Annotated in this window: 27 protein-coding genes and 1 pseudogene (1 of these 28 cut by a window edge); all 28 read left to right on the top strand. The window is 51.8% G+C overall.

Annotated features, from left to right (window positions below):
- The first annotated feature begins 129 nt into the window (after positions 1 to 129).
- Positions 130 to 1,524 carry an SPOR domain-containing protein gene (locus GYMC10_RS07610; protein WP_015734011.1) on the top strand — a complete coding sequence of 465 codons (1,395 nt, stop codon included), beginning with the start codon at positions 130 to 132 and terminating at the stop codon, positions 1,522 to 1,524.
- A gap of 127 nt (positions 1,525 to 1,651) precedes the next feature.
- Positions 1,652 to 1,894, top strand: a complete 243-nt coding sequence (locus tag GYMC10_RS07615) for a DUF4321 domain-containing protein (RefSeq protein WP_009594010.1) — start codon at positions 1,652 to 1,654, stop codon at positions 1,892 to 1,894.
- 25 nt (positions 1,895 to 1,919) lie between these two features.
- Positions 1,920 to 2,531, top strand: a complete 612-nt coding sequence (locus tag GYMC10_RS07620; protein WP_015734012.1) for a Maf family protein — start codon at positions 1,920 to 1,922, stop codon at positions 2,529 to 2,531.
- An 84-nt stretch (positions 2,532 to 2,615) separates the two neighbouring features.
- Positions 2,616 to 3,305: a RadC family protein gene (gene radC, locus GYMC10_RS07625; protein ID WP_009593994.1), complete on the top strand. Its 690-nt coding sequence runs from the start codon at positions 2,616 to 2,618 to the stop codon at positions 3,303 to 3,305.
- 38 nt (positions 3,306 to 3,343) lie between these two features.
- Entirely contained in the window at positions 3,344 to 4,378 is a 1,035-nt protein-coding gene (locus GYMC10_RS07630; RefSeq protein ID WP_009593998.1) for a rod shape-determining protein, read from the top strand.
- Between the two features lie 57 nt (positions 4,379 to 4,435).
- Positions 4,436 to 5,311, top strand: coding sequence for a rod shape-determining protein MreC (mreC, locus tag GYMC10_RS07635; RefSeq protein WP_015734013.1), 876 nt, complete (start codon positions 4,436 to 4,438; stop codon positions 5,309 to 5,311).
- A complete protein-coding gene (mreD, locus tag GYMC10_RS07640) occupies positions 5,308 to 5,835 on the top strand; it encodes a rod shape-determining protein MreD (RefSeq protein ID WP_015734014.1) in 528 nt (175 codons plus the stop codon). The genes mreC and mreD overlap by 4 nt, the downstream gene beginning before the upstream one ends.
- A gap of 85 nt (positions 5,836 to 5,920) precedes the next feature.
- Positions 5,921 to 6,583 carry a septum site-determining protein MinC gene (locus GYMC10_RS07645; RefSeq protein WP_015734015.1) on the top strand — a complete coding sequence of 221 codons (663 nt, stop codon included), beginning with the start codon at positions 5,921 to 5,923 and terminating at the stop codon, positions 6,581 to 6,583.
- 3 nt (positions 6,584 to 6,586) lie between these two features.
- Positions 6,587 to 7,380: pseudogene (gene minD / locus GYMC10_RS07650) on the top strand (septum site-determining protein MinD).
- Between the two features lie 173 nt (positions 7,381 to 7,553).
- Positions 7,554 to 8,462 (top strand): M23 family metallopeptidase, encoded by a 909-nt coding sequence (locus GYMC10_RS07655; protein WP_015734017.1) that lies wholly within the window; start codon positions 7,554 to 7,556, stop codon positions 8,460 to 8,462.
- Positions 8,455 to 9,318, top strand: a complete 864-nt coding sequence (locus tag GYMC10_RS07660) for a M50 family metallopeptidase (protein WP_015734018.1) — start codon at positions 8,455 to 8,457, stop codon at positions 9,316 to 9,318. Before GYMC10_RS07655 ends, GYMC10_RS07660 begins: the two co-directional genes overlap by 8 nt.
- A 119-nt stretch (positions 9,319 to 9,437) precedes the next feature.
- Positions 9,438 to 10,673 carry an Rne/Rng family ribonuclease gene (locus GYMC10_RS07665; RefSeq protein WP_015734019.1) on the top strand — a complete coding sequence of 412 codons (1,236 nt, stop codon included), beginning with the start codon at positions 9,438 to 9,440 and terminating at the stop codon, positions 10,671 to 10,673.
- 161 nt (positions 10,674 to 10,834) lie between these two features.
- On the top strand, positions 10,835 to 11,146 hold the full coding sequence (gene rplU / locus GYMC10_RS07670) for a 50S ribosomal protein L21 (protein ID WP_006208810.1): 312 nt from the start codon (positions 10,835 to 10,837) through the stop codon (positions 11,144 to 11,146).
- Between the two features lie 13 nt (positions 11,147 to 11,159).
- On the top strand, positions 11,160 to 11,492 hold the full coding sequence (locus tag GYMC10_RS07675) for a ribosomal-processing cysteine protease Prp (protein WP_015734020.1): 333 nt from the start codon (positions 11,160 to 11,162) through the stop codon (positions 11,490 to 11,492).
- Between the two features lie 17 nt (positions 11,493 to 11,509).
- Positions 11,510 to 11,821 (top strand): 50S ribosomal protein L27, encoded by a 312-nt coding sequence (rpmA, locus tag GYMC10_RS07680; protein ID WP_015734021.1) that lies wholly within the window; start codon positions 11,510 to 11,512, stop codon positions 11,819 to 11,821.
- 171 nt (positions 11,822 to 11,992) lie between these two features.
- Positions 11,993 to 12,733, top strand: coding sequence for a Spo0B domain-containing protein (locus GYMC10_RS32900; RefSeq protein WP_235201772.1), 741 nt, complete (start codon positions 11,993 to 11,995; stop codon positions 12,731 to 12,733).
- A 13-nt stretch (positions 12,734 to 12,746) separates the two neighbouring features.
- Positions 12,747 to 14,057: a GTPase ObgE gene (gene obgE / locus GYMC10_RS07690; RefSeq protein ID WP_009594013.1), complete on the top strand. Its 1,311-nt coding sequence runs from the start codon at positions 12,747 to 12,749 to the stop codon at positions 14,055 to 14,057.
- 276 nt (positions 14,058 to 14,333) lie between these two features.
- On the top strand, positions 14,334 to 15,641 hold the full coding sequence (locus tag GYMC10_RS07695; RefSeq protein ID WP_015734022.1) for an SPFH domain-containing protein: 1,308 nt from the start codon (positions 14,334 to 14,336) through the stop codon (positions 15,639 to 15,641).
- 20 nt (positions 15,642 to 15,661) lie between these two features.
- Entirely contained in the window at positions 15,662 to 16,420 is a 759-nt protein-coding gene (locus GYMC10_RS07700) for a FlxA-like family protein (RefSeq protein WP_036662712.1), read from the top strand.
- Between the two features lie 24 nt (positions 16,421 to 16,444).
- Positions 16,445 to 17,194, top strand: coding sequence for a hypothetical protein (locus tag GYMC10_RS07705; RefSeq protein WP_015734024.1), 750 nt, complete (start codon positions 16,445 to 16,447; stop codon positions 17,192 to 17,194).
- 48 nt (positions 17,195 to 17,242) lie between these two features.
- Positions 17,243 to 17,902: a hypothetical protein gene (locus GYMC10_RS07710; RefSeq protein WP_015734025.1), complete on the top strand. Its 660-nt coding sequence runs from the start codon at positions 17,243 to 17,245 to the stop codon at positions 17,900 to 17,902.
- 235 nt (positions 17,903 to 18,137) lie between these two features.
- Positions 18,138 to 18,575, top strand: a complete 438-nt coding sequence (locus tag GYMC10_RS07715; protein WP_009594028.1) for an ACT domain-containing protein — start codon at positions 18,138 to 18,140, stop codon at positions 18,573 to 18,575.
- A 58-nt stretch (positions 18,576 to 18,633) separates the two neighbouring features.
- The gene (locus GYMC10_RS07720; RefSeq protein ID WP_015734027.1) at positions 18,634 to 19,920 is read left to right on the top strand and encodes a homoserine dehydrogenase; all 1,287 of its coding nucleotides are present in this window, start codon (positions 18,634 to 18,636) and stop codon (positions 19,918 to 19,920) included.
- Between the two features lie 61 nt (positions 19,921 to 19,981).
- On the top strand, positions 19,982 to 21,055 hold the full coding sequence (gene thrC, locus GYMC10_RS07725) for a threonine synthase (RefSeq protein WP_015734028.1): 1,074 nt from the start codon (positions 19,982 to 19,984) through the stop codon (positions 21,053 to 21,055).
- Positions 21,052 to 22,020, top strand: coding sequence for a homoserine kinase (thrB, locus tag GYMC10_RS07730; RefSeq protein WP_015734029.1), 969 nt, complete (start codon positions 21,052 to 21,054; stop codon positions 22,018 to 22,020). The genes thrC and thrB overlap by 4 nt, the downstream gene beginning before the upstream one ends.
- Positions 22,017 to 22,904, top strand: coding sequence for a prephenate dehydratase (gene pheA / locus GYMC10_RS07735; RefSeq protein WP_009594007.1), 888 nt, complete (start codon positions 22,017 to 22,019; stop codon positions 22,902 to 22,904). The genes thrB and pheA overlap by 4 nt, the downstream gene beginning before the upstream one ends.
- The gene (gene ilvE / locus GYMC10_RS07740) at positions 22,905 to 23,789 is read left to right on the top strand and encodes a branched-chain-amino-acid transaminase (RefSeq protein ID WP_015734030.1); all 885 of its coding nucleotides are present in this window, start codon (positions 22,905 to 22,907) and stop codon (positions 23,787 to 23,789) included.
- A gap of 163 nt (positions 23,790 to 23,952) precedes the next feature.
- Positions 23,953 to 25,689: the 5' portion of a LysM peptidoglycan-binding domain-containing protein gene (locus GYMC10_RS07745; RefSeq protein WP_015734031.1), read on the top strand. It continues 6 nt past the right edge of the window; 1,737 of the gene's 1,743 nt are visible here — the first part of the coding sequence; its start codon is at positions 23,953 to 23,955; its stop codon lies beyond the right edge, outside the window.

Consider the following 25,689-nt stretch of genomic DNA (forward strand, 5'->3'; position numbering starts at 1 on the left):
AGCATCGATAACGATACGAAGGGCTGATCAAGATCATTTCTTGGTCAGCCCTTTTGTTTTTCGCATACTCATAAGTTGCCAAGCTTGATCATATAGCTAGGTGTAGAAGGACAAGTGAGGTGTGTGGATATGAATAAAGCACGGATGACGATACGTATCGATCACGAGCCGCCGAAGGACAGGAGCAAGGATCGTGCCCGCGAGGAACACGATGCGAACCAAAACGTTCCAGCGGGCCGCAACCCCCGGGTCTACGACCACCATTCCGTCTTTGACGAATATGACACAGCGGCAGCAAATCGGTTTACCGATACGGACGCTTCGTACGAACCTCAGAGGAGCGTTCAGCAGGAACATTTGCGCGTCGTCCCGCCGCTCCGGGAGGAGCGGGATAACCGGGAAGTGGACGATCGTGACTGGAGACCATCGCGCAATCATCGGTCCAAGGCACGGCTAGCTGAGGAAAGAAGGCGCCTGGACCATGATAACGGCTGGCCGTACGGCGATGCCCCTGATGCCCCTGTAGAATCGGATACATACCACGACGTGCATGAGGAACTCTACGACCTCCATGATGATGCATTTTCCGGGAGAATGACCCCCGAAGCGAACGACTCCCATTGGAATCTCGGGCCCGAGTCGGATCTATATGAGACATCTGCCGGCGATTACGGTTATTATCGCTCACGCAAACCCACCTCCTTTTGGAAGATGGCGGTGTCCGTGACCGCTGCCGTCATCACGGGCCTGCTGTTCGGGTACATGGTGCTGTCCATGTTTAACGGCGGCGACGCCGGCAAGAACCCGGCAACGGGGCAGCTCGAGAGCAGTGATGCAGGGAACTTAGCGCCGACCGATCCATCCGGGGGAGCGGGGACATCACCGACGCCTGATATGACCGAATCGGCTGTTCATATTCCGGGGCAAAACTTTTATCTGCTTCAATACGGCGTGTTCAGCACGCCCGAGCGGGCTGCCCAGGCGATCGGGGAACTGCAGCAAACCGGTATTGCCGCAGGCGGCGATCTGGACGAGGAGAACCGTGTGTATGCGGGCATCTCGCCCGACCGCGAGCAGGCGAAGCTGCTCAGCAATCAGCTTAAGGCCGAAGGCGTAGAATTATACGTTAGAGAGATCGCGCTGCCGGGCATAGAGTCAGCGGCATTCGCTGGCGAGGAGCAGACGCTGACGGACTATTTTGCGATAAGCGGGGAGCTGGTATCGGAGCTTAGCCAGCTATCGGCATCCTTGCTGGGCATGCAGGAGCCCGGCGCAGCGACGTCGGAGCATATGAATACTATCACGAATCTGCATCAGCAATGGATCCAATCGGTCAAGCAGCTGGCCGCAGGCTTGGGTCCGGAGACCGGGGCCGTGCTGCCGGCCATGGAGCAGTCGATGAACAGTTCGATCACGGCGCTCTCCGAATACAACAAAAATCAATCCAAGGGGCATTTGTGGGAGATCCAAACAGGCATGATGAACTATGTCATGGGCCAAAAGAAACTCCTCGATGGCCAATAAATTCAAATTTACGTCAAATCCGGCTTGGAACTGGAAATAGTTCCCCATGCCGGATTTCTGTTTGTATTGCTTATCGATTCACCGTATAATAATTAGGGTGTCAAAAAATGGCGAGGGAAGAGGATGCATGAAGAAAAATAAAGGAATGCTCATCTTGTTTTTGCTGCTGGGGTGGCTGACGGGAACATGGCTTGCCAAGGCGCTTCAACCGGTCAAGGCTCTGTCGTTTCTGACGTCTACTACACCGATCAAGTGGTCGCCTTCAGCTGATTTTGACATTATTCGTTATGACATTAACCTTGAACTTAACTTTTGCCTGCTCAGTCTGCTTGGCATTATTGCTGCCGTCTGGTTATACCGCAGGCTCTAAGACATGACAAAGGAGATTATCCCCCTTGAATGAGAAGAGAAACCGCCGCATCATATTGGCTTCCACCTCTCCTCGGCGTCAGGAATTGATTGCCTCCCTTCGTATCCCATTCGAGATTATGCCAAGTGAAGCTGACGAGGACACACCGCAAGGGTGGTCGCCAGAGCGAATTGTGGAGTCACTGGCGCTGCGCAAAGCGGAAGCGGTTCTCCGAAAGCTGACGGATGATCCGGGAGATGGTATCATTGTGGGAAGCGACACGATTGTGGTCGTAGATGACCATGTCCTCGGGAAGCCGGAGGATCATACTGATGCTGCAAGGATGTTGTCCATGCTTCAAGGACGGGCACACTTCGTTTACACGGGAGTGGCTTGCATCGACCGGCGTTCCGGTCGCGCCAAGGTATCTCACCGCGTGACGACCGTAAAGATGAAATCATTAAGTGATGATGCGATCGCGGCTTACGTAAAGAGCGGGGAACCTGCCGACAAAGCAGGCTCGTATGCGATTCAAGGCCTGGGTGCAACCATCGTGGAAGGGATCGAAGGCGACTACTTTAACGTTGTCGGCCTGCCGCTTTCTCTGCTCTCGGACATGCTGTCTGAAATGGGGATGGATGTACTCACCGATTCATAGATATAGAACACGGCATCCGAAGCCAACGGAATCATGGAAGCTTCGGGGACCTGCTGATTTAAATCTTAGAAAAGAGGGGAATATATGGAGTCGCCAACGCTATTGCTGCGCGACATCCCCCATGATGAACGACCAAGAGAGCGCATGATGCAATATGGGGCGAGCGCTTTAAGCCATGCAGAATTGCTGGCGATTCTGCTTCGGACCGGTACCCGCCAGGAATCTGCCGTACATATAGCCCAGCGGCTGCTGGGGGAAGCAGGCGGCATCCGGCAGCTCGTTGATCTTAGCATCGAGGAAATTACGCAAATCAAAGGAATTGGAACCGCCAAGGCTGTTCAGCTGAAGGCTGGCATCGAGCTTGGACGGCGCTTGGCCGCATCGAGACATGTAGAGCCGGTTATTATCCGCAGTCCGCATGACGCGGCAGAACTGCTCAGTGAACAGATGCGGTATTTACAGAAAGAGCATTTTGTCTGTGTTTTTTTAAATACGAAAAATCATGTCATTGCCCAGGAAACGCTATCGATGGGGAGCCTTAACGCCTCCATCGTTCATCCCCGCGAGGTGTTCAGAGCGGCCATCAAATGCAGCAGTGCATCCCTGGTGTGCGCGCATAACCATCCTAGCGGAGATCCGACGCCCAGCCCGGAGGACATTTCGCTGACTGCACGCTTAGTGGAGGCAGGACAGATTGTCGGGATCGACGTGCTGGATCATCTGATCATCGGGGACGGATCGTTTGTAAGTTTGAAGGAACGGGGCTTGATGTAATATAATAGTTCAGATTGACGAAGAAAGGGAGATACATCATGTTAGGTGGTTTTACGAAAGATTTGGGAATCGATTTGGGGACGGCAAATACGTTGGTTTATGTCCGTGGAAAAGGAATTGTCGTAAGAGAGCCTTCCGTGGTTGCTCTGCGTACAGATACAAAGAGCATTGAAGCCGTCGGGGAATCGGCTAAGAAAATGATTGGACGGACACCAGGCAACATTCGTGCCATTCGTCCGATGAAAGACGGCGTCATTGCCGATTTTGATACAACGGCTACGATGATTAAATACTTTATTCGTCAAGCGCAGAAGCAGCGTTCCATCTTCCCGCGCCACCCGAACGTGATGGTATGCGTGCCTTCAGGCATTACGGCCGTCGAGCAGCGTGCGGTTGAAGATGCGACCAAGCAAGCGGGGGCACGCGAAGCCTACACGATCGAGGAGCCTTTTGCGGCGGCAATCGGTGCAGACTTGCCCGTGTGGGAGCCTACGGGCAGCATGGTCGTAGATATCGGCGGAGGTACGACCGAGGTTGCGGTCATTTCCCTTGGCGGGATTGTAACCAGCCGCTCCGTGCGGGTTGCGGGCGATGAAATGGACGAGTCCATTATTTCTTATATTAAACGCCAATACAACTTGATGATCGGTGAGCGCACATCCGAGCTGCTCAAGATGGAAGTGGGCTCCGCGATGCCGCTGGAGACCGTGGAAACGATGGAAATTCGCGGCCGCGACTTGGTGACGGGTCTGCCGAAGACGATCACGATTACATCGGATGAGATCAGCGAAGCGTTGGCAGACACCATTAATGCTATCGTTGAAGCCGTTAAGGTTACCCTTGAGAAATGTCCTCCGGAGCTTGCTGCGGATATTATGGACCGGGGCATCGTGCTTACGGGAGGCGGCGCATTGCTTCGCAACCTGGACAAGCTGCTTGCCGAAGAGACCGGCATGCCGGTCATCGTTGCGGAGAATCCGCTGGATTGCGTGGCCATTGGCACAGGTAAAGCGCTCGAGAACATTCACTTGTTTAAATCCCGGAGCAGCTCTGCCGTCCGTTCCAAACGGTAGAAACCAAAATAAAAGTGTAAACCCCTAATGTTGGGAGAGAAAACAGTAAGTTAGAGGGTGTTGCAACTGTTTAAGCTGCTAGGCAATAAGCGTTTGTTCATTATGCTCATCGGGCTGGTAGCGTTTATCGCTATTATGGGGTTTACGCTCGGCCCGAGAGCTTCTTTATCTTGGCCTGAAAAATTCGTCAAAGATACGGTCGGTTTTGTGCAAAGTGTGTTTTATAAGCCCGCTGCTTATATAGCGGGTTTCTTTGAAGATGTACGGAATATGAAGGCGATCTATGAAGAGAATGAGGAGCTGCGCCGGGCGGTTGCGCAGTATTCGCGTGAGAGTGCAAATTACAACAACATGAAAGCCAATTACGAGGCACTAAAAGACGAACTTCATTTTACCGAAAACCAGAAGAATCGCGACAAATACGAATATCGAACCGCTCAAGTCCTTAGCGTTAATTCGGATCCGAATAACCGGACACTGGTCATCGATCTGGGCGAGCGCGATGGGGTTCGCCCTAATATGTCGGTCACCACGGTCGACGGCATGGTCGGCATCATTAGCAACGTCAGCAATTTCACCTCCACCGTGAAACTGCTGACAACGATGGACGCCCAGGATCCGAATCCGCAGCCGATTTCGGTTACGGCCATTGGCAAAGAGGATAAGACGTTCGGCGTGGTTGAGAGCTACGATGAGAAGACCAACACGCTGCTCATGACGCGGATTTCGGAAGATGATCCGATTAAGGAAAAAGATAAGATCATTTCATCCGGTGCCGGAGGCGTTATTCCTCAAGGCATGATCATCGGTAAGGTCCTCAGCGTTCAGACCAGCCAATACGGTCAAAGCAGAACGGCTACGATCGAACCAGCCGCCAAGTTCGATGATTGGAAATATCTGACCGTTGTCATTACCCCTGAGGAGCCGAAATGATGGCACGTAAACAGATTCTGGTCCTGCTGCTGTTCGTGCTGTTTATTCTGCAGGGCACGGTGGTTTTCTGGTTAACGCCAAGCTCGCTGCAGCTTCAGATTTATCCTAATTTCGTGTTGGTTTGTTTGTTTTTTGTATCGATTTATTACCATCGCCACACGGGGCTCGTGCTCGGACTCCTGTTCGGCATGCTTCACGATATCGTGTATTATGGCGAGATGATTGGCACTTATTCGTTTGCTATGGGCGTATCCGCATATTTGGTGGGGCTTGTTTTCAAGTCCCCGCGGGCGCCGCTGCCCATGATGATGACCATTGTCATTCTGGGAAGCTTGTTGTTTGACAGTACGCTTTTTGGCATATATAAGGTATTTCGACTCAACCCGACTTCTTATAATTGGTCACTGCTTCATCATATGCTTCCCAATCTCCTTGTTCATTTTGCCTTTGCTCTGGCAATTTACGTTCCCTTACGCAAGCAGATTGAGCTGGTAACGAAGAATCAGAGAAGGAAGGCAACCTGAACCCTCTCCAATATGACATTTTACTAGACTAGCAGGAACTTGTAGGTTTGAGCGCGAAATGTATAGGGATGGGAGGGACAGGCTTATGGCTGTAAAATCCAATCATGTGACGATTAAGGGCATCAAAGATGGCCTGGTATTCCTGCTTGACGATCAATGCGAGCTGGAGGAATTGCTTGGCGAGCTCCGCTATAAGCTGGAGCATAGTCATCAGAATATTCTGACCGGACCCATCATTCATGTGGATGTGAAGCTGGGTTCCCGGCAAATTTCCGAAGAAGAGAAGCAGACGATTCTTGACATATTGAAGCAAAAGGGCAACTTGCTGATACGCAATGTGGAATCGCCGCCGCTTGCGTCCGAGCTCGTTCCGGAGGAGAAGCTTGCGCTTAAGACGGGGATGGTGCGTTCCGGACAGGTCCTGCATCATGACGGCGATCTCTTGTTCCTCGGCGATGTGAATCCAGGCGGGACGATTACTTGCACCGGCGACATTTACATATTGGGCGCTCTGCGCGGAACCGCGCACGCCGGTGTAGAAGGCAACGAGGAGGCGATTATAGCGGCTTCGTATTTTGCCCCTACCCAGCTTCGAATCTCCCAGATGATCAGCAGACCGCCGGATGAATGGGAAACGCGGGAAACGGTCATGGAGTTTGCGTATTTGAAGGACGGAAGCATGGAGATCGACAAGATCAGCAACATCTCACGTTTGGGTCGGGATTTTAATGTGTTTAAAGGGGTGTAGAACATGGGAGAGGCAATCGTCGTAACTTCAGGTAAAGGCGGAGTCGGTAAAACGACGACATCGGCGAACATCGGCACAGCTTTGGCACTGCTCGGAAAAAAAGTGTGTCTGGTTGATACGGACATCGGTCTTCGCAATTTGGATGTCGTGATGGGCCTGGAAAACCGGATTATATACGATTTGTGCGACGTTGCGGAAGGGCGATGCCGACTTAACCAGGCGCTGATCAAGGACAAGCGCTTCGATGAGCTGTATATGCTTCCTGCAGCCCAGACCAAGGACAAGAATGCCGTTTCTCCGGAGCAGGTCAAAGATATCGTACTTGAATTGAAAAAGGAATTCGAATACGTCATTATCGATTGTCCGGCCGGAATCGAGCAGGGATTCAAGAATGCCATCGCCGGCGCGGACAAAGCGATTGTCGTCACGACGCCCGAGAATGCGGCCGTAAGGGACGCGGATCGGATTATCGGCCTGCTGGAGAGCTCGCATGTCGAGTCTCCGAAGCTCGTGGTGAACCGGATTCGCCCCAATATGGTGAAATCCGGGGACATGCTCGAAATCGAAGATGTGCTGCAGGTGCTGAATATCGATCTGATCGGTATCGTGCCTGATGATGAAATGGTCATTAAAGCGGCCAACATCGGGGAGCCTACGGTGATGAACCCGGATTCCCAGGCAGCCATCGCCTATAGAAACATCGCCCGGCGTATCCTTGGCGATACCGTTCCGCTGATGCAATCCATCAGAAAAAAGGAATGTTCACCAAATTCAAAAAGTTTTTTGGAATGGGTTAAGGGTTTCGACCAAGAACCGGTGCCGGGAGGCATCGGTTTTTTTTGTTTTTCTCCTTCGGCAGTCTAAGCGGCTTTCGTAGAACCCGTCCGCCTCTTCATCAGGGCTTGTTCTAAATATCTCTCATCTCCTCATAGGATAGAGTAAGAAAACAAGCCCCAAGGGGGAGAGAACAATGGACATCAAAACTTCCGTCAAGAACCGAAGAGAAGCCCGCATTCGCGAACTGCTGGAAGGGGAGCAGTTCACGGCGCAGGACGATAAGCCGTCTTGGACGGGGCTTCCCGATAAAACACCCGCTAATCCCCATAATCCAAAGCCAGGCTTCATCAAGGACAACATAGCGAACCCGTCCCCACGTTACGCAGAGCATGAACCGGATCCCGAGCGGCTTTGGAAGCAAGGGCATCGCGGTTGGTATGATACGCTGGATCCCGGTGCTCCGGGAGAACCGCCAAGAAAAGCTTCGTTCCTGTCGGGCTTGATCCGCCGCGTCGCCGTCAGTGCGCTGGTGTTTGGATTGGCATGGGGCGTATTTTCGTTTCAGCAGCCGTGGGCCCTTCGCGCGCAGGCATTTATCATTGAAGGGCTGAGCCATGAGATGGATTTCCAGGCGGCCCAGGTATGGTACGAGGAGCATTTTGGCAGCGCGCCGTCCTTTATACCGATTTTTGGACAAACCGACGAGCATTCGACGAAGGTAAATGCCGGGACCTCTTTGGTTCCTCCGCTTTCGGGAAGGGTGGTTCAATCCTTTGCCGTTGATCTGAAAGGCATCGTTCTGGAAGCCGGAGGGGGTTCTTTAGCGGACCGGGCGGTTAAAAGTATAGAGACCGGGCGCGTTCTTGAGGTTAAAGAACATCCTGATAACGGGATTACGGTACGCATACAGCATACGGGAGAGCGAACGGCGGCATACAGCAGGCTGGCGGAAACCGGGCTTAAGGTGAATGACTGGGTTCAAGGCGGAGATATTATCGGGACTTTGGCATCTTCAGGCACAGGCAGCCCGCCCTCCCTTTATTTCGAACTCAAAGAGGGGGATCGTGACGTCGATCCGGCGGAAGTGATTCCGTTTGATTAAGTTTAAGGGAACGGTCTTGTCGCTGCATCCGCTCTTTGTCATTGTCATGCTGGCATCCGTATTCACCGGCCGCTTCCTGGAGTTGCTGACCCTGTTTATTATCGTGTTTATTCATGAATTGGGACATGCCGCCGCCGCGGCAGCGATGGGGTTCAAGGTACGAGCCATTCAGATGCTGCCGTTCGGCGGCGTTGCTGTCATTGAAGACGACGGCAGGATGACTGCGATGAAGGAGATCATCATTGCGCTTGCGGGACCGCTGCAAAATGTCATTATGATCGGCATTACCCTGGCCTGCCAATGGGCGGGGTGGGGTGACGAGCAGCTGCTGTCTTATATCATTCAGGGGAATCTCGTCATCGCGTTGTTTAACCTGCTTCCGATTCTGCCGCTGGACGGCGGCAAAGTGCTGCAGGCCGTCATCAGCCTGCTTGCCCCTTATCATGCCACCTTGCTGTGGGCTTCCCGCGCAGGCATTTTGTGCAGTTTAATTATGATCGGTTACGGATTGCAGCCGTTATTCTCCGGAGGCGGCGTTCGTTTAAATGTGCTGATGATCGGCCTTTTCCTGGCGTATTCCAATTTCGAAGACTATCGGAACGTCCATTACCGGTTTTTAAGATTTTTGGTCAATCGGAGCGAGGTTTATGAACGGAATTTGGATGGACTTGGTCCTGCCCAGCCAATCGTTGCAGATTCTTCGAAACCTTTGGATGATATCATGCGTCTATTTAAACGAGAGAAGTATCATTTGATTTATGTCATGAGCGGACGCGGCAGCCTGCTTGCCGTTGTTCCGGAGCAGCATGTGATCTCTTCTTATTTTGCATCAACTGGTCCGCCCTGGTATGCGTAAATCGTAGACATCATGAGGAAGACGGGGGGGCGGGCCAAGATTCTTTATCCATTCATGTCATCTGAGATTGTGTTAGGATAAAACAATAGAATATCGTCTTCCATTTGAGAGGTGAAGCCATGAGGCAAATGATAGTTCATTGTGAACATGAGACCATTCAGATGGCCCTCATCGAAGATGGGAGGTTAGCCGAATTCGCCGTTGAGCGGAGTCGTGAGCAAAGTGTTGTCGGAAGCTTTTATAAAGGCAGGGTCGTGAACGTGCTGCCGGGGATGCAGGCGGCTTTTGTAGATATCGGGCTGAAAAAGAACGCGTTTTTATATATCGATGATGTGCTCCATCCGCATTTAGAGAAGCAGCCCAAGCAGAAGCCTTCGATTTCGCAGCTGCTGACGGCGGGGCAGGAATTGATCGTGCAGGTCATGAAGGAACCCAGAGGCGGCAAGGGAGCGAGGGTGACGACGCATTTTTCGCTTCCGGGCAGATGCATGGTGTATATGCCGACTGCGGACTATGTTGCCGTCTCCAAGAAAATCGGACGCGATGCGGAAAGGGCCCGGCTGAAGAGCATCGGCGAGCAGCTTCGCACAGATGAAGAGGGAATCATCATCCGAACGGTGTCGGAGGACGAGCCCCTGGAATTCATAAAGGGAGATCTGGAGTATTTGCGAAAAGAGTGGGCCCGGATTCTCGACAAGGCGGAATCTGCGCCCGTTCCGGCGCTGCTGCATCGCGATTTAGGCCTACTGCAGCGGTTTCTGCGCGATGCCTTTGATCCGCTGCATGACGAGCTTGTGATCGACAGCAAGCAGAAAGGCGAGGAAACCAAGAGTTATTTGAAGGAAACCGTTCCGGGAATGGAGCCTAAGGTTACATATTACTCGGAAGGAGGCCCGATTTTTCAAGCGTACGGGTTGGACGAGCAGATGAGAGCCAGCTTCGCAAGGAAAATCACGCTTCCCGAGGGCGTGACCATCGTCGTAGACCAAACCGAAGCCATGACGATCATCGACGTGAACACAGCCAAATATATCGGCGGGGATAATTTCGAGGAAACGGTACTGAAGACGAATCTTCTGGCTGCGCAGCAGATCGCAAGGATTCTTCGCCTCTGGGATATCGGGGGCATTATTATCGTGGATTTCATCGATATGGATCATGAAGAGCACCGGCAGCAGGTGGTTTCTGTCATGGAGGCCGTTATGCGCAAAGACCGCACGAAGAGCTTTGTGGTCGGCTGGACCAAGCTGGGACTGCTGGAAATGACCCGCAAAAAAGCCCGGGAAAGCTCGTCTCTCCCCTTTGCCAAGCCTTGCGGAACCTGCGGAGGCCGGGGCGTGGTTATCGAAGAATGATGTTGACGGTGAACGGGGAATATGATATTATCATTGGGTATGTGTCTAGTGATAGGTTGCTGCACATGCTGTAACCGCTCCGGTTGGGTTCACAAGAACGTTCTTTTTGGGACGGACACCTTTATACCAGGCGAGTCTGAGACATAGGGAGGTGCAAGCAAATGTACGCTATTATCGAAACAGGCGGTAAACAATACAAAGTTCAAGAGGGCGACGTATTGTTCATCGAGAAGCTGACTGCAGGTGACGGCGAGAGCGTGACTTTCGACCGTGTACTGGCCGTTTCCAAAGAGGACGGATTGGTAGCAGGAACTCCGGTTGTTTCCGGTGCGACTGTAACTGCAAAGGTAGAGAAGCACGGTAAAGGCCGTAAGGTCGTTGTATACAAATACAAGCCGAAGAAGAACTACCACAAGAAGCAAGGTCATCGTCAACCTTACACTAAAGTAACCATCGAGAAAATCCAAGCGTAAGAAGGTGCGGTAATTGATTACTGTACAAGTACTGCGCGGGGAAGATGGACGGATCCATAGCTTCAAGGTAACGGGGCACGCGGGATATGCCGATCCAGGGGAAGATATTGTATGTGCTGGAGTTTCCAGCATTACAGTGGGAACGGTGAATTCTATTGAAGCGTTAACCGGAACCGTTATGGAGACCCGGATGAAGGGCGGCTTTCTTAGCGCAAATCTTCCGCCTACGGCAGATGATTCCGTCTCCGGCCAAGTTCAACTGCTTCTCGAATCCATGGTTGTTATGTTACAGGGAATTGCCGATTCGTACGGCAAGTATATAAGAATACAAGAATTGACTACTTGAAGAAGGAGGTAGACAACATGTTGAAATTGGATCTTCAGTTATTCGCATCGAAAAAAGGTGTAGGTTCCACAAAGAACGGTCGTGACAGCGAATCGAAACGTCTTGGCGTGAAACGTGCAGACGGTCAAGCAGTGACTGGCGGCAGCATCTTGGTTCGTCAACGCGGAACGAAAATTCATCCAGGCACGAACGTGGGTATCGGTAAAGACGATACTTTGTTTGCGAAAGTGGACGGCGTTGTGAAATTTGAACGTTGGGGTCGTGATCGCAAGAAAGTGAGCGTCTACCCGGTTGATGTCGCTCCAGTAGCGGCTGCAGTTGAAGCTTAATCGTTTCTTATGCTGCATACAGAAGAAGCCTTTCGGCATCGTTGCCGGGGCTTCTTTTTTTGTAAATTGCGCAAAGAATGATCATCCAGGGGGATGAACCGTCCTGAAAGTCTATGATATACTGGGATTTGGTGAATGTAACCAATTGCTGTTGAAAGACGAGGAGAAGCGATGAAATCCTGGAAATGGATAGCAGCTGTGGCGGGGTTAACCTCCGTAATACCGGTGGCATGGGTGGTATGGAAGCCATCTTTGGCTGCAGGAGCAGTGTTGACGGCTTGGGCTGTCGCCGCGTCTGCCTGCGGAGCATGGCTTGTCCGTAAATCGGACGAGCGCAGGCAGCAAGCCATCATTCGGAATATGGAGCAGACGGCGATTCAAATGTTGAATCACCATCGTCATGATTGGATGAATGAGCTTCAAATTTTGTACGGCTACATTCAACTGGGGAAGCTTGATAAAACCGTGGGTTCTGTGGAAAGAATAAAGGACAGGATGGCGACGGAGAGCAGGATCTCCAAGCTTGGCATTCCTTCATTGGTTTTTTATTTACATTCATACCGAACGTACAGCAGCAATCTGCAGCTCTGCGTTGAAGTGGTGGACCAGGTACAGCTGGAAGACAAAGTATCGCCACAAACGGCAGAGTCTTTTACCGAAGCGATCATTCAAACGGTGAGAGCCTTTCAATTGAGCGGAACGGCGTCATGGGGGGATACCCGGCAGTTAACATTAACATTTATGCAGCAGGAGCAAGAGCTGATCGTATGGGCTCTAGGAGAAGGTTCCTTTGGAGACCCGGAGGGCTTGAAGCTTCAGATTGAACAATCCGTAAAAGGCGAAGGCATTCGGGTGGAGCAGACGGAGCCGGGGGAAACCTCGTACCGCTTGTATCTGCCGTTTGTGACTTGAGGAAGGTGATTTCATGTTTGTAGATAAGGCAAAAGTATATGTAAAAGGCGGCGACGGCGGCGATGGGCTCATTGCGTTTCGCCGTGAGAAATACGTTCCTGAAGGCGGACCTGCCGGCGGCGACGGCGGTAAGGGCGGCGACGTGATTTTCCGGGTGGATGAAGGACTGCGCACGTTGATGGATTTCCGTTACCAGAAGCATTTCAAGGCCAAGCGCGGGGAAAAGGGCCGCAATAAAAGCCAGCATGGGGCCAATGCGGAGAGCATGATTGTCCGTATCCCGCCGGGTACCATCTTAACGGATGACGATACCGGTGAAGTGATTGGCGATTTGACCCGTCACGGTCAACAGGTTGTTGTTGCCAGAGGCGGCCGCGGGGGCCGCGGAAACATCCGCTTTGCCACGCCGAACAATCCGGCGCCCGAGCTTGCCGAGAATGGAGAAGAAGGCGAAGAGCGCTACGTAACCATGGAACTTAAAGTGATGGCTGATGTAGGTCTCGTCGGATTCCCGAGCGTAGGCAAATCCACCCTGTTGTCTGTTGTATCCGCGGCTCAGCCGAAGATCGGGGCATACCATTTCACGACCATCACGCCGAATTTGGGCATGGTTGAGGTCGGGGACGGGCGCAATTTCGTCATGGCTGACCTGCCTGGCCTGATTGAGGGTGCCCATGAAGGCGTGGGACTTGGCCACGAATTCCTCCGGCACGTGGAACGAACCCGCGTCATTATCCACGTCGTGGATATGGCAGGCACGGAAGGACGGGATCCGTTCGAGGATTGGCAAAAAATCAACGATGAGATTAGGCTCTATAACCCGGTTTTGATCGAACGGCCGCAAATCGTAGCCGCCAATAAAATGGATATGCCGGAAGCAGAGGAGTACTTAGCGGCCTTCAAAGAGAAGGTGAAGGAGATTCGCCCTGACATCGAGGTGATGCCGATCTCCTCGCTGACCCGTCAGGGGATCCAGGAACTTCTTTATCGCACGATCGATGTGCTGGAGAGCATTCCGGATGAGCCGGCGATTGAAGAAGTATCCGAAGTTTCCGAGCGCAAGGTGTATAAATTCAAAGCGCAGAACGACAATTCCTTCACCGTCACCAGAGATAATGAAATGTATGTGGTGCACAGTGAGCGAATTGAGCGAATGCTGAAACGGATGCAGATGAATTCGCATGATGCGATCCTGAAGCTTGCCAGAACGATGCGTCACATGGGCATTGATGAAGAGCTGCGGAAACGGGGCGCGACGGAAGGCACCATCGTACGGATCGGCGATTTCGAATTCGAATTTGTCGAAGGCAGCAGTTACTATTGATGTTCAGATGAATATATGTATAACAAAAATACCGCAAGGTCTGTCTACAGCAGGCTTGGCGGTATTTTTTTGCGTGAAGGAAGGTGTTTCCCATAAATCATGAATGAAGCGCGCAGCCGTATATTCCATTGGCTGTGAGTCTGGCTCGAAATGCCGGATCACGCTTTCCAAATTTTGCATCCACTTATCGGATAAATCGTATACAATAGTAGTACAATAGTACCTTTTCCATAGATCTCAGGATGGAAGGAACGGCGCAAAAAGGAGAGTAGAACTATGGCTATTATTGAAGTCGTAAAATACGAAGGCCCGCCGGATGTGTTTGCCTGGCGTTATCCGAATCAGGAGTTAGGCACCTGGACCCAGCTCATTGTTCATGAGACGCAGGAGGCGATCCTGTACAAGGGCGGTCAGGCACTGGACTCTTTCCCGGCAGGGCGGCATACGCTGAGTACGGCAAACATCCCGATTTTATCCAATGTCATCAATCTTCCATTCGGAGGGAAGTCTCCCTTTACGGCAGAAGTCTGGTTTGTGAACAAACTTCGTTCGCTGGACGTGAAATGGGGGACCAGCTCACCGATCCAGCTGCAGGATCCGAAATACAACATCATCGTATCGCTCCGAGCCTTTGGCCAATTCGGCGTTCAAATCAGCGATCCGCGAAAGTTTCTGGGAACCATGGTCGGTACCCTGCCAACCTTTGATCAGGGAACGCTGGTCAAATATTACCGCGGCGTGCTGATGTCCAACATTACGGAAATCATATCCTCCTATATCGTTCGGAAAAAAATCAGCGTTGTGGAAATCAATGCTTACATAGCGGAAATATCCAAACACATCATGGAAGCGATTGCGCCTTCATTTGAAGAGATGGGGATTACCCTGCTGAATTTTTATGTGGATTCCATCAACATACCGGAGCATGATCCTGCAGCTGTCCGAATCAAGGAAGCGTTGGCAAAAAAAGCGGAGATGGATATCATCGGTTATACCTACCATCAGGAAAGAACCTTTAATACGCTTGAGGGAGCGGCGAAGAATCCCGGAAGCCCGGCAGCGGTCATGGGAACGGGGCTGGGCATGGGACTCGGAATGGTCGGTCCGATGTATGAGACCGCCCGGCATATGTTTGACCATGCCAAACCTCAAGAGAAGAACGATTTGCAAATCGAGCAGAAGGCATGCACAAAATGCGGAATGCTGAACGGGGAAGAAGCGCGGTTCTGTTCGGGCTGCGGCCAATCGTTTCAGACTCAGGCCGAGGAAGCGCCGGCGAAAGCCATCCTGTGCAACGATTGCGGGCAGCCCCTGGCTCCGAATGCAAAGTTCTGCCTTCACTGCGGCGACCCTTACCATGCATGCCCGAAGTGCGGACATGATCACCCGGCAGGCGCAGCCGAATGTCCGGATTGCGGTGCACCGCTGCCGATGCCTTGCCGGGCATGTGGAGAATTGGTGGATGCCGAAGCCAAGTTTTGCCCGCACTGCGGGTCGAGTCACGCGCTTACATGTCCAGGGTGCGATCATGAGATCAAACCGGGCCAGAAGTTTTGCATGGAGTGCGGTCATAAATTGATGTGAAGCGAAAGCGGGGGAATCAGGTGAATACAAGAACCAAGGATCGAAACGGGGCATGGCTGGCAGCCATTGCGCTTCCGTTGGTTACGATCCTCTTGTTTGGATGGATCGGCGGGATGTTCCAGCCGAGTTCTTGGATATCGGGAATTGCCGTTGGATGCGCCGAAGCGGCCGTTCTCCTATTTATCGGTGTTGTCATCGGCAGGGGGAAGGCAGCTTCGTCAGGCACCCCATTTTATATTGCTTCCGGCATCATAATTGGTATCTATACGGTGTCCGTTGTGCTGGAGGTTATTTTGCTGGGATACTTATTTAAGCTGCCTGTATCCTCGTATTTCATGATTCATCTGATTACGTTTTCTGGATTTTTCGTTGTTCTTGGGCTCGTATTCCTGGCGGCAAAATATGCAGGCGCACAGGAGCGGAAGGAAAGCGATCATCTCGCGGTCAAGAGAGAGACTGTAGCCTGGATCGGGGAGATTCGCAGAAAGCTAAGCGAACTGCCGGGAGAGAACATGCCGTCGTTGGAACGGCAGATCGCCGAGCTTGAAGAGACGCTGCGTTATAGTGATCCCATATCACATACCTCCTTATATGAAGAGGAGCAGTTGATTCAGCAAAAAATTGCGATGCTGGAGGACCAAGTAACATTGATCGGCGAGGCGCAAGCTGAACAGCGCAAGGAACTGGCAGAGCAAACCGTTCCTATCATCCGCGATATTCTCCGAACGGTGCAGGATCGCAATACGGTGCTTCTGAAGGCAAAGGCGGGATCAACCTAATGCAGATGATAGAGGGGATAGCATATGGGAGCTTCTAATCCGAAGCGTTTTAAACTTAAGTTCACGAAAATGGATTATTCGATCATCGCGCTGGCCGTGCTTTTTTTCCCGCTGGCCATCGTGCTGGCAGCCGTGCGGGTGCTTGTCACCCATCGCCACAACCGTTGTAAGGGAAGGAACAACCGCCTTTTCGGCTGGGTGCTTGCCATTACCTATGGAATCATAGAATTGCTCATGATTTTTGCGACGATTGATGACAAAGATATCGAAAGCCTCTATTCGGCCACCGTCGTTTGGGGCGTCATCATTCTGGTTCCAGCCATGATCATGCTGGTGATCGCCAATAAGGAAGACAAGAAATTCGGCAGCTTGCTGCAATTCTATTCGAATGCCATCCTGCATCGAGGGCTCGTTCAGGTCGAACACATTGCCCGTGAGGCGAGACAATCGCCTGCACACGTGATCCGGGATATCACGTTCATGTTTGAAGAGCGTATGCTGCCTAACGGAAAGCTCGACAACGGAGTTGTTCTCATCCCGTCCTTGCACAGAAAGTCCGAACCATTCCGTGGCGAATTCGTTTCTCGCAGTGGGCAGCACGTGCAGTATTCAATGGGAGATACGACTGCAGGCCCGGCCCCCATATCCCGAACCGAACCTGCGTCCGATCCGGCGCCTAAATCCGTGGAATGCCCTGGCTGCGGAGCAAGAACGGTCGTAACGCATGTGGAGGGGAAGGAATGCGAGTATTGCGGTACCGTGATTGTGGCATAGCACGTCGGATGTACCATTTAAAAGAGAAGAGACTGGGGAGAACTTCGTATGAGCGTTCCGGTAAAGCCTTTTAAATCGCAATTTACCTCATTCGATTATTTTATTATTGGACTGACGTATGTGTTTTTTCCATTAGCTTTGATTATCGCTGCGTTTCGTATTCTGCCCACGCAGCAGCATCACAGTTATCAGGGAAGGAACCTTAGATTGATCGGATGGGTATTGTTCGGCACTTATATTGTTATCCTGGTAATCAATTTAGTGACGAGCGAAACCAGCGAGCAGTTCTTAAACGATAATTTAGCGATGGCGTTGTGTATATTGATCCCCGCGTTGTTTTTGCTGGTTGCTGCCGACTTCTTAGACAAAAAATTCTGGAAGCTGCTCGGAATTTACAGGGAGGCTGTCTTGCAGCGGCGGTTAATTTACATCGAGCATATCGCGATCGTTGCGAATCAAAGTCCGGCCCATGTGATCCGGGATTTGAACTATATGTTGAAGGAGCGCATGCTTCCTGCCGGGAGGATTGAGGATGGCGCGCTGGTGATCCGTTCGCTGCATAGAGAGCCGGTAAAACCCGTTGAATCTCAAACGAAGACGGAATCGAAGTCTGTGGCATGTTCCGGCTGCGGCGCAAGAACCGTGATTTCACGGCATGAGGAAAAAGAGTGCGAGTACTGCGGCTTGACCATGAGATACACCAGTTAGCTTGAAGTTATCGGCAGTCTCCGGAATACCGGGGGCTGTTTTTTAACGCATCATTTGCAAATTTGACGTGAATACCTATGAGTTCCGTTTCGAATTGCGATATAGTATAGGCTATAGGGTTGACCCGGAAATATCGGGTTCGCTAAAAATGGGTCACTTATGTATTGCCCTTACGGGGTATATCCAGTATAATGTCCACTATACGAATACAGTAGTCTTTGAGGAGAGGACGTTTGTGAAGGAACGCTACTATCTGGTCCGGGAAGACATCCTTCCCGAGGCTGTAGTTAAAACGATGCAAGTGAAAAAACTGCTGGCGTCGGGAGACGTGAGGACGGTTCATGAAGCCGTCGAGCAGGTAGGGCTTAGCCGCAGTGCTTTTTACAAGTACAAGGACGGCATCCACCCTATCAATCAATTGGAACGTGATGAAATCGTAACGATTTCCATCGATATGGAACATCGCTCGGGCATGCTATCCGAGGTGCTGGGGCTGGTAGCGGGTGAAGGCGGGAACGTGCTGACCATTCATCAGAGCATCCCGCTGCAAGGAATCGCGAATGTCGTTATTTCCGTCGAAGTTTCCCGGCTGAATGAGGAGCTGGATGATCTGCTTGACGGATTGAGGCGGATAGCCGGAGTCAGAAGAGTGCAGATGATAGGGCAAGGTTAGGGTAGAAACGACGAATAAATAGATATCTATGTGATGGGATACAGGAGGTAGTGTATTAATGAAACCGGTCAAAGTAGGGCTTTTGGGATTAGGAACCGTAGGAACAGGCGTTGTCCGCATCGTTGAGGGGCATCAGGAGGATTTGAGCAGTCAGGTCGGTTCGCCGATTACGATCGAGCGCATCGCCGTCAAACATTTGGAGAAGTACCGCAGCGTCAATGTGGATCAGAGTAAATTAACGGAAGATCCCTGGGCGGTCATTCGCGATCCCGAGATTGATGTCATCGTTGAAGTAATGGGCGGGATCGAGCAGACGAAAACCTACATCCTCGAAGCGCTTGAGCGCGGCAAGCACATCGTAACCGCCAATAAGGATCTGATGGCTCTGCACGGTGCCGAAATATTGGCCAAGGCGCAAGAGAAGCAGTGCGACGTGTTCTACGAGGCAAGCGTTGCCGGCGGCATTCCCATTATCCGCACGCTGATTGAAGGCTTCTCGTCGGATCGTATCATGAAAATCATGGGGATCGTGAACGGTACGACCAACTTTATCTTGACCAAGATGAGCCAGGAAGGCGCCTCCTATGAGGATGTCCTGGCAGAAGCTCAGGAGCTGGGGTACGCGGAAGCCGATCCGACATCCGATGTGGAAGGCTTGGACGCGGCCCGCAAAATGGCAATACTCGGTACCCTCGGCTTCCGCACGAACGTTGAGCTCCAGGATGTATCCGTCAAGGGCATTTCGCAGGTTACGAAAGATGATATCGCTTATGCCAAACGTCTGGGCTACGAGATGAAACTTCTCGGTATCGCGGAGCGTCAGGACGATGAATTCAGCATCAGCGTCCAGCCGACGATGGTTCGCAAAGGTCATCCCATCGCCGCCGTGAACGGCGTATTTAACGCGGTGTATGTATACGGGGAGGCCGTCGGCGAAACGATGTTCTACGGAGCGGGCGCGGGCGAGATGCCAACCGCGACATCCGTTGTGGCAGACCTGGTGGCGGTCATCAAGAATCTGAAGCTTGGCGTTAACGGTCTGAAAGCCATCGTTCCTTATAAACCGAAGAAGCTAAAAACCGATGAGCAGATCATGTACAAGAATTTCATCCTGCTTCATGTGGACGATAAAGCAGGAGTGCTGGCGCAAATTACGCAGGTGTTCGCTCAATATAACGTCAGCTTGGAGTCCGTTGTTCAGCAGCCGAACGAGCACAACCCGGACGCAGAGATAATCATCGTTACGCACAATGCGAGCAAAGCCAGCATGGACGAAGTGCTGAATCACTTTGAAGGCCTGGAAGTCATACGCCGAATCAAAAGTGTTTACCGCGTTGAAGGATAAGGATTAGAATCCATTAAATCAACATATATAATTTTTTCATAAGAAAAGGAGAACATGAGAGATGCCGTATGAAGGATTGCTGCAAACCTACAGAGAATATTTGCCGGTAAATGAGCGTACCCCGCTGCTAACGCTTAAGGAAGGGAATACCCCGCTCATCAAAGCCGTGAATCTATCCGAAGAGCTCGGAATCGATTTGCATTTCAAATTCGAAGGGCTGAACCCGACAGGTTCATTCAAAGACCGCGGGATGGTCATGGCCGTCGCGAAAGCAATGGAAGAAGGAAGCCGTACCATCATGTGCGCTTCGACGGGCAATACATCGGCTGCGGCTGCTGCTTATGCCGCTCGCGGCGGATTAAACTGCATCGTGATCATTCCGAACAACAATATCGCGCTGGGCAAGCTCGCGCAGGCGATGATTTACGGAGCGAAGGTGATCGCGATTGAAGGGAACTTTGACCGCGCGCTGGAAATCGTTCGCGAGATCACGGCCAAGCATCCGATTTCGCTGGTAAACTCCGTGAATCCTTATCGAATCGAAGGCCAGAAGACGGCTGCATTCGAAGTCGTTGACCAGTTGGGCAAAGCTCCGGACGTACTGGCCATTCCGGTCGGCAATGCGGGGAACATCTCCGCTTACTGGAAAGGATTTAAAGAATACCACGCAGCGGGCAAATCCGCTTCCCTGCCGAAGATGCTTGGGTTCGAGGCGGAAGGCGCCATGGCTATCGTCAAGGGTGAGCCTATTCCGAATCCGGAAACGGTAGCGACGGCCATCCGCATCGGGAACCCGGCCAGCTGGAAAACCGCGGTTGCCGCCGCTGAGGAATCCGGTGGACAAATTAACTACGTTACGGACGAGGAAATCTTGGAAGCATACCGCAAAATCGCATCGCGCGAGGGGATTTTTGCCGAGCCAGGATCGGCCGCCTCCATCGCAGGCGTTTATAAAATGAAGCGAGAGGGATATTTTAAAGGTGGGGAATCCGTTGTCTGTGTGCTGACAGGACATGGGCTGAAAGATCCGAATATCGCGATTTCTACCGTGAACGCCGAACCGCTCGTCGTATCGGATACGGAATCGGCCGTAATGGATGCCATCGCTAAGCTTGAAGGAGCTGCGCGGGTATGAGTTTGTCCCAAGGCGTCCGGGTGAAGGTTCCGGCCAGCACGGCTAATTTGGGACCCGGATTCGATACGCTCGGCATGGCATTGTCCCTGTATTCCTGGATCGAGATGAAAGCGTCGGAGAAGACCGTGTTCCATCTTCATGGCGATGAGATGGGCGGTCTGCCGACCGATAAGAGCAACCTGATCTATAAGGTGGCTCAAATGGTTTTTGAAGAAGTGGGACAGGCAGTTCCTGATCTCGAGATTTCCATGTATTCCGAAATTCCGCTTACCCGCGGCCTTGGCAGCAGCGCATCGGCGATCGTAGGCGCGCTGGCTGCAGCCAACGCTCTAATCGGGTCACCACTGCCGGATTCCAAGCTTTTTGATATGGCGACGAATCTTGAGAAGCATCCTGATAATGTGGGGGCTTCTTTATTTGGAGGAATCATTGCGGCCGTATGGGATGGATCCCATGCGGATTATATGCGCATTGAACCTCCGGCGGACCTTGGAACGCTCGTGGTGATTCCCGATTTCGAGCTGGCGACATCCAAAGCAAGGGAAGCGCTGCCCGCCCAGGTCAGTTTAGCGGATGCTGTATATAATATTAGTCGGTCCTCCTTAATGACCGCTGCTCTTTCGGCAGGCAGACTGGACTTGATTCGTGCCGCGATGAAAGACCGGATTCATCAGCCATATCGTGCGCCGCTTGTACCGGGGATGTCCAAGATTTTGGCCGAAGCGCCTGATCACGGAGCACTCGGCATCGCGCTGAGCGGAGCGGGTCCGACGATGATTGCGCTGGTGGACCGGAACGAACCGCGTGCAGAAGAATTGGGCACGTATCTCACGGAGACGATGAAGGCGGAAGGAATCCTGTCTTCGTGCTACCCATTGAATCCAGTTGCGGAAGGCGTCCAGCTCTTGGATGATATTAATAATAGATCCTTTTCGGATATGATTAGAGGGGAAGTTACCGCATGAAAAAAATAGCCTTGTTGCCCTCAGGATCGGTATCTCATGAAGCGATACTTTATCTCCTAAATGGTGAGCCGGTGGAATTTGTCCACCATAAACTGATCTCTGATGTATTTATGTCAACAGTAGAAGGAAAAAGCGATTACAGCGTGATCCCGATCGAGAACACCATTGAAGGCTCCGTAAGCCTTCATATGGATTGGCTGGTCAATGAGGTGGATCTGCCGATGCAGGTGGAGTGGGTCTATCCCTCCATCCAGAACCTGATCGGTAATGCTGCCGAATTCCGTTCAAGTGACGGAACGATGGATTACAGTCAGATCAAAAAGATCTGGTCCCACCAAGTTGCGACAGCCCAGTGCCGTCAGTTCCTAGCGAAGGCTGCACCGCAGGCTGAGTTGGAGCAAGTGGGCAGCACCTCCGAAGGGGTTAAGATCGTAAAGGAGAATCCCGGCCGGGGATGGGCGGCAATCGGCACTTCGCTAGGCGCGGCCACCCACGAATTAAACGTGCTTGCTGAGCGTATTACCGACCATGATAACAATTACACACGGTTTGTGCTGATCGGACGCGAGCCGATATTGGTCAACCGTTCGCCGGAACATATCAAGACCAGCATTCTCGTAACGCTTCCAGAAGACGTGCCGGGAGCGCTGCATCAGGTGCTTTCCGCTTTTGCGTGGCGTCGCCTGAACCTGTCGCGGATCGAATCCCGTCCAACGAAGAAGAAGCTCGGTAATTACTATTTTTATATCGATGTGATGGCCGCAGCGGATTCCGTTCTGTTGGTTGCCGCCATGGGAGAGATTGAAGCGCTGGGATGTCTGGTTCGAGTGCTGGGCTCTTATCCGGGCTATGCCTATGAGAGTGAGAAAATGGAGGTTAAGTAAATGTCGGAGCAATGGATCTATTTAGATGGAGAATATGTCACGAAAGAGAATGCTAAAGTATCTGTTTTTGACCATGGGTTTCTGTACGGAGACGGCATATTCGAAGGCATTCGAATATATAACGGCAACATCTTTAAGTGCAAAGAGCACTTGGACCGGCTGTATGATTCCGCCAAGTCCATCGATTTAGTCATCCCCCTGGCATATGAAGAACTGCTGGAGGCTATGGCCGAGACCATTCGACGCAATGACATGCGGAATGGGTATATCCGTATCGTGGTATCCCGCGGTGCCGGCAACTTGGGGCTGGATCCGCGCCGCTGCCCTAAACCGACCGTGTTGATCATTGTGGAGCAGCTGGCGATTTATTCTGAAGAAGCTTATCTCAATGGCCTGAAGGCCGTCTCCGTTGCCCAGCGGCGTAACATACCGGATGCGCTTAACCCGAAAATCAAATCCTTGAACTATTTGAACAATATCCTCGTGAAGATCCAATCCAACTTTGCGGGAGCGGATGAGGCTATTATGATGAACGCGCAGGGATATGTGACGGAAGGCTCCGGGGACAACATTTTCATCGTCAAAAACGGCGTGGTCACTACGCCTCCGTGCTATCTTGGCGCACTCGAAGGCATTACGCGCCAGGCCATTATCGATTTATGCGAGAAACTCGGCATTAAACTGAAGGAAGAGCCGTTCAGCATGCATGACGTATATATTGCGGACGAAGTATTTTTTACGGGCACGGCTGCTGAGGTCATTGCGGCCCGCGAAATTGACGGACGGATCATCGGAAAAGGCCAGGCTGGTCCCGTTACGCTGCAATTGCTGGAGGAATTCCGCAAAATTGTGGATCAAGACGGTTATAAAGTATGGGAATCCTAGGGTTTCAGGACAACTAAATAAACGACTTAAACCATCCTTTCATGTCGATGAAAGGATTTTTTTTGCCCAGAGGGATGTCAATCGCCTATTCCGTGCATAGGATGTAGTAACGAAAGCGGGCGAATTACATGACGCCTAGAAGAGTGTAGGAGGTTTTAGCGGCGTGAAGATACACATCGTCAAGGAAGGCGACACCCTATATGAGCTGTCCAAAAAATACGACGTACCTTTAGCGAAAATCATCGATGCCAATCCACAGCTGGTGGATCCGAATAAGCTCGATGTCGGTGCCAAGATCAAAGTTCCGACCGAGCCCGTTCAGGTCCCTGACGGCAGCCAACCCATTATCCATAAGCATACGGTAAAGCAGGGAGACTCCCTCTGGAAACTGTCCAAGGCATGGGGAGTCACTCTGAAGGAAATCATCAATGCCAATCCCCAGCTTAAAAATCCGAATGCCCTGCTGGTGGGGGAAGTCGTCAACATCCCTTCATCTGGCGGTTCTATGGAGTCCGGCGTTGATGACGGGGTTTCCATGAGCAGTGGCAGCGGTGCAGCTGCAGGCAAGAAGAAACCCGGCAGCAAGGATTACACCGGAGTTAAGGAAGAAATAACAGCGCCGATCGAGCAGCCTCCGGTCGTTCCTGAGGTTAAGGAGCCTGAGCCGCCGATTCTGCCGAAGCTTCCGGAGATTTCGCCTTTCCCCGAGGAGCCTAAGAAAATGGAGCCGGAATACAAACCGGAGATATTACCTGAAATCAAGAAGCCGATCATCATGCCGGAAAGCAAGAAACCAGAGATTATGCCAGAGGTGAAAAAACCGGAAGTGATGCCGGAATTTAAAATGCCCGTAATCATGCCAGAGTTTAAACCAGAATTCAAACCAGAATACAAACCGGAGTTCAAGCCAGAGTTTAAACCAGAGTTTAAACCCGAATTCATATCTCCATATAAATCTATGGAGCCGGAGTATACGTATCCTGTCAAAACCATGCCGTTACCGCATCCTGTTCATCCCATAGCCGAACCATGTCCGCCTTTTGCCCAGATGCCGATGCAGATGATGCCTCATCCGTGTCCGGAGTTTCCTTTTAAAGAGGCACCCGCATTTGCAATGCCTCCATTCGGTCTTCATGAAGGTCCCTGCGGGTGTCATGAGCCTATGAAATGGCCGGGCGCCGATTATGGCAATGCCGTCCATCCGTATCACAACATGCCGCAGGAAGCGATGCCGGTTTCCTACAATGAAGGCTGGGGAAGTACAGTTTCAGGATATCCGGGTCTTTCTGAACAGCCGATGAGCATGGAATATTCCCAGTTCTCAATCACGGAATCTTATACAGGGAATATGGTTTCCGACTACCATCCATATCCCGAGCATCATCATACAGCAATGACATATGGTTATGTTCCGTCTCCTTGCGGATGCCACGGGGGAGAAATGGGGTCGCACCATCACATGCCGCATTTCGGGTACCCACAACATGGGCATCATCCGTACGCGCCTGACATGGGGGCATCGTATCAGCCGTGGCAGGAGGGAATGAACTACAATGCCGGGGCATACGGCTCTCCGTCTGCACCTATGGGAACACATGGAGCCTATCCTTCATTTGTAAATCCATATGAACCGAACTGGAATGATCGACAAAATGATCAGCCGATCGATTCCGAATTCAATGCTGCAGCTCCTTTCGAAGCAAAGCAAAGCAATGTGACGGTTAGCAGTGAATTTGAAAACGGTACGGGGCCATCCATATCCGGAGAGGCCGGCATTGAAGAGAATAACAAGCCGAAAGCCAAAGTCCATCGTCAGCAAGCCAAAACAGGACCGGCAGCCAAGAAATCGCGCAAGCCGCAATCTTCTGGTAAAACCAAGCGCGACAATCCTTGGATCAGG

This window comes from Paenibacillus sp. Y412MC10, from assembly GCF_000024685.1.
Lineage (GTDB): Bacteria > Bacillota > Bacilli > Paenibacillales > Paenibacillaceae > Paenibacillus_AQ > Paenibacillus_AQ lautus_A.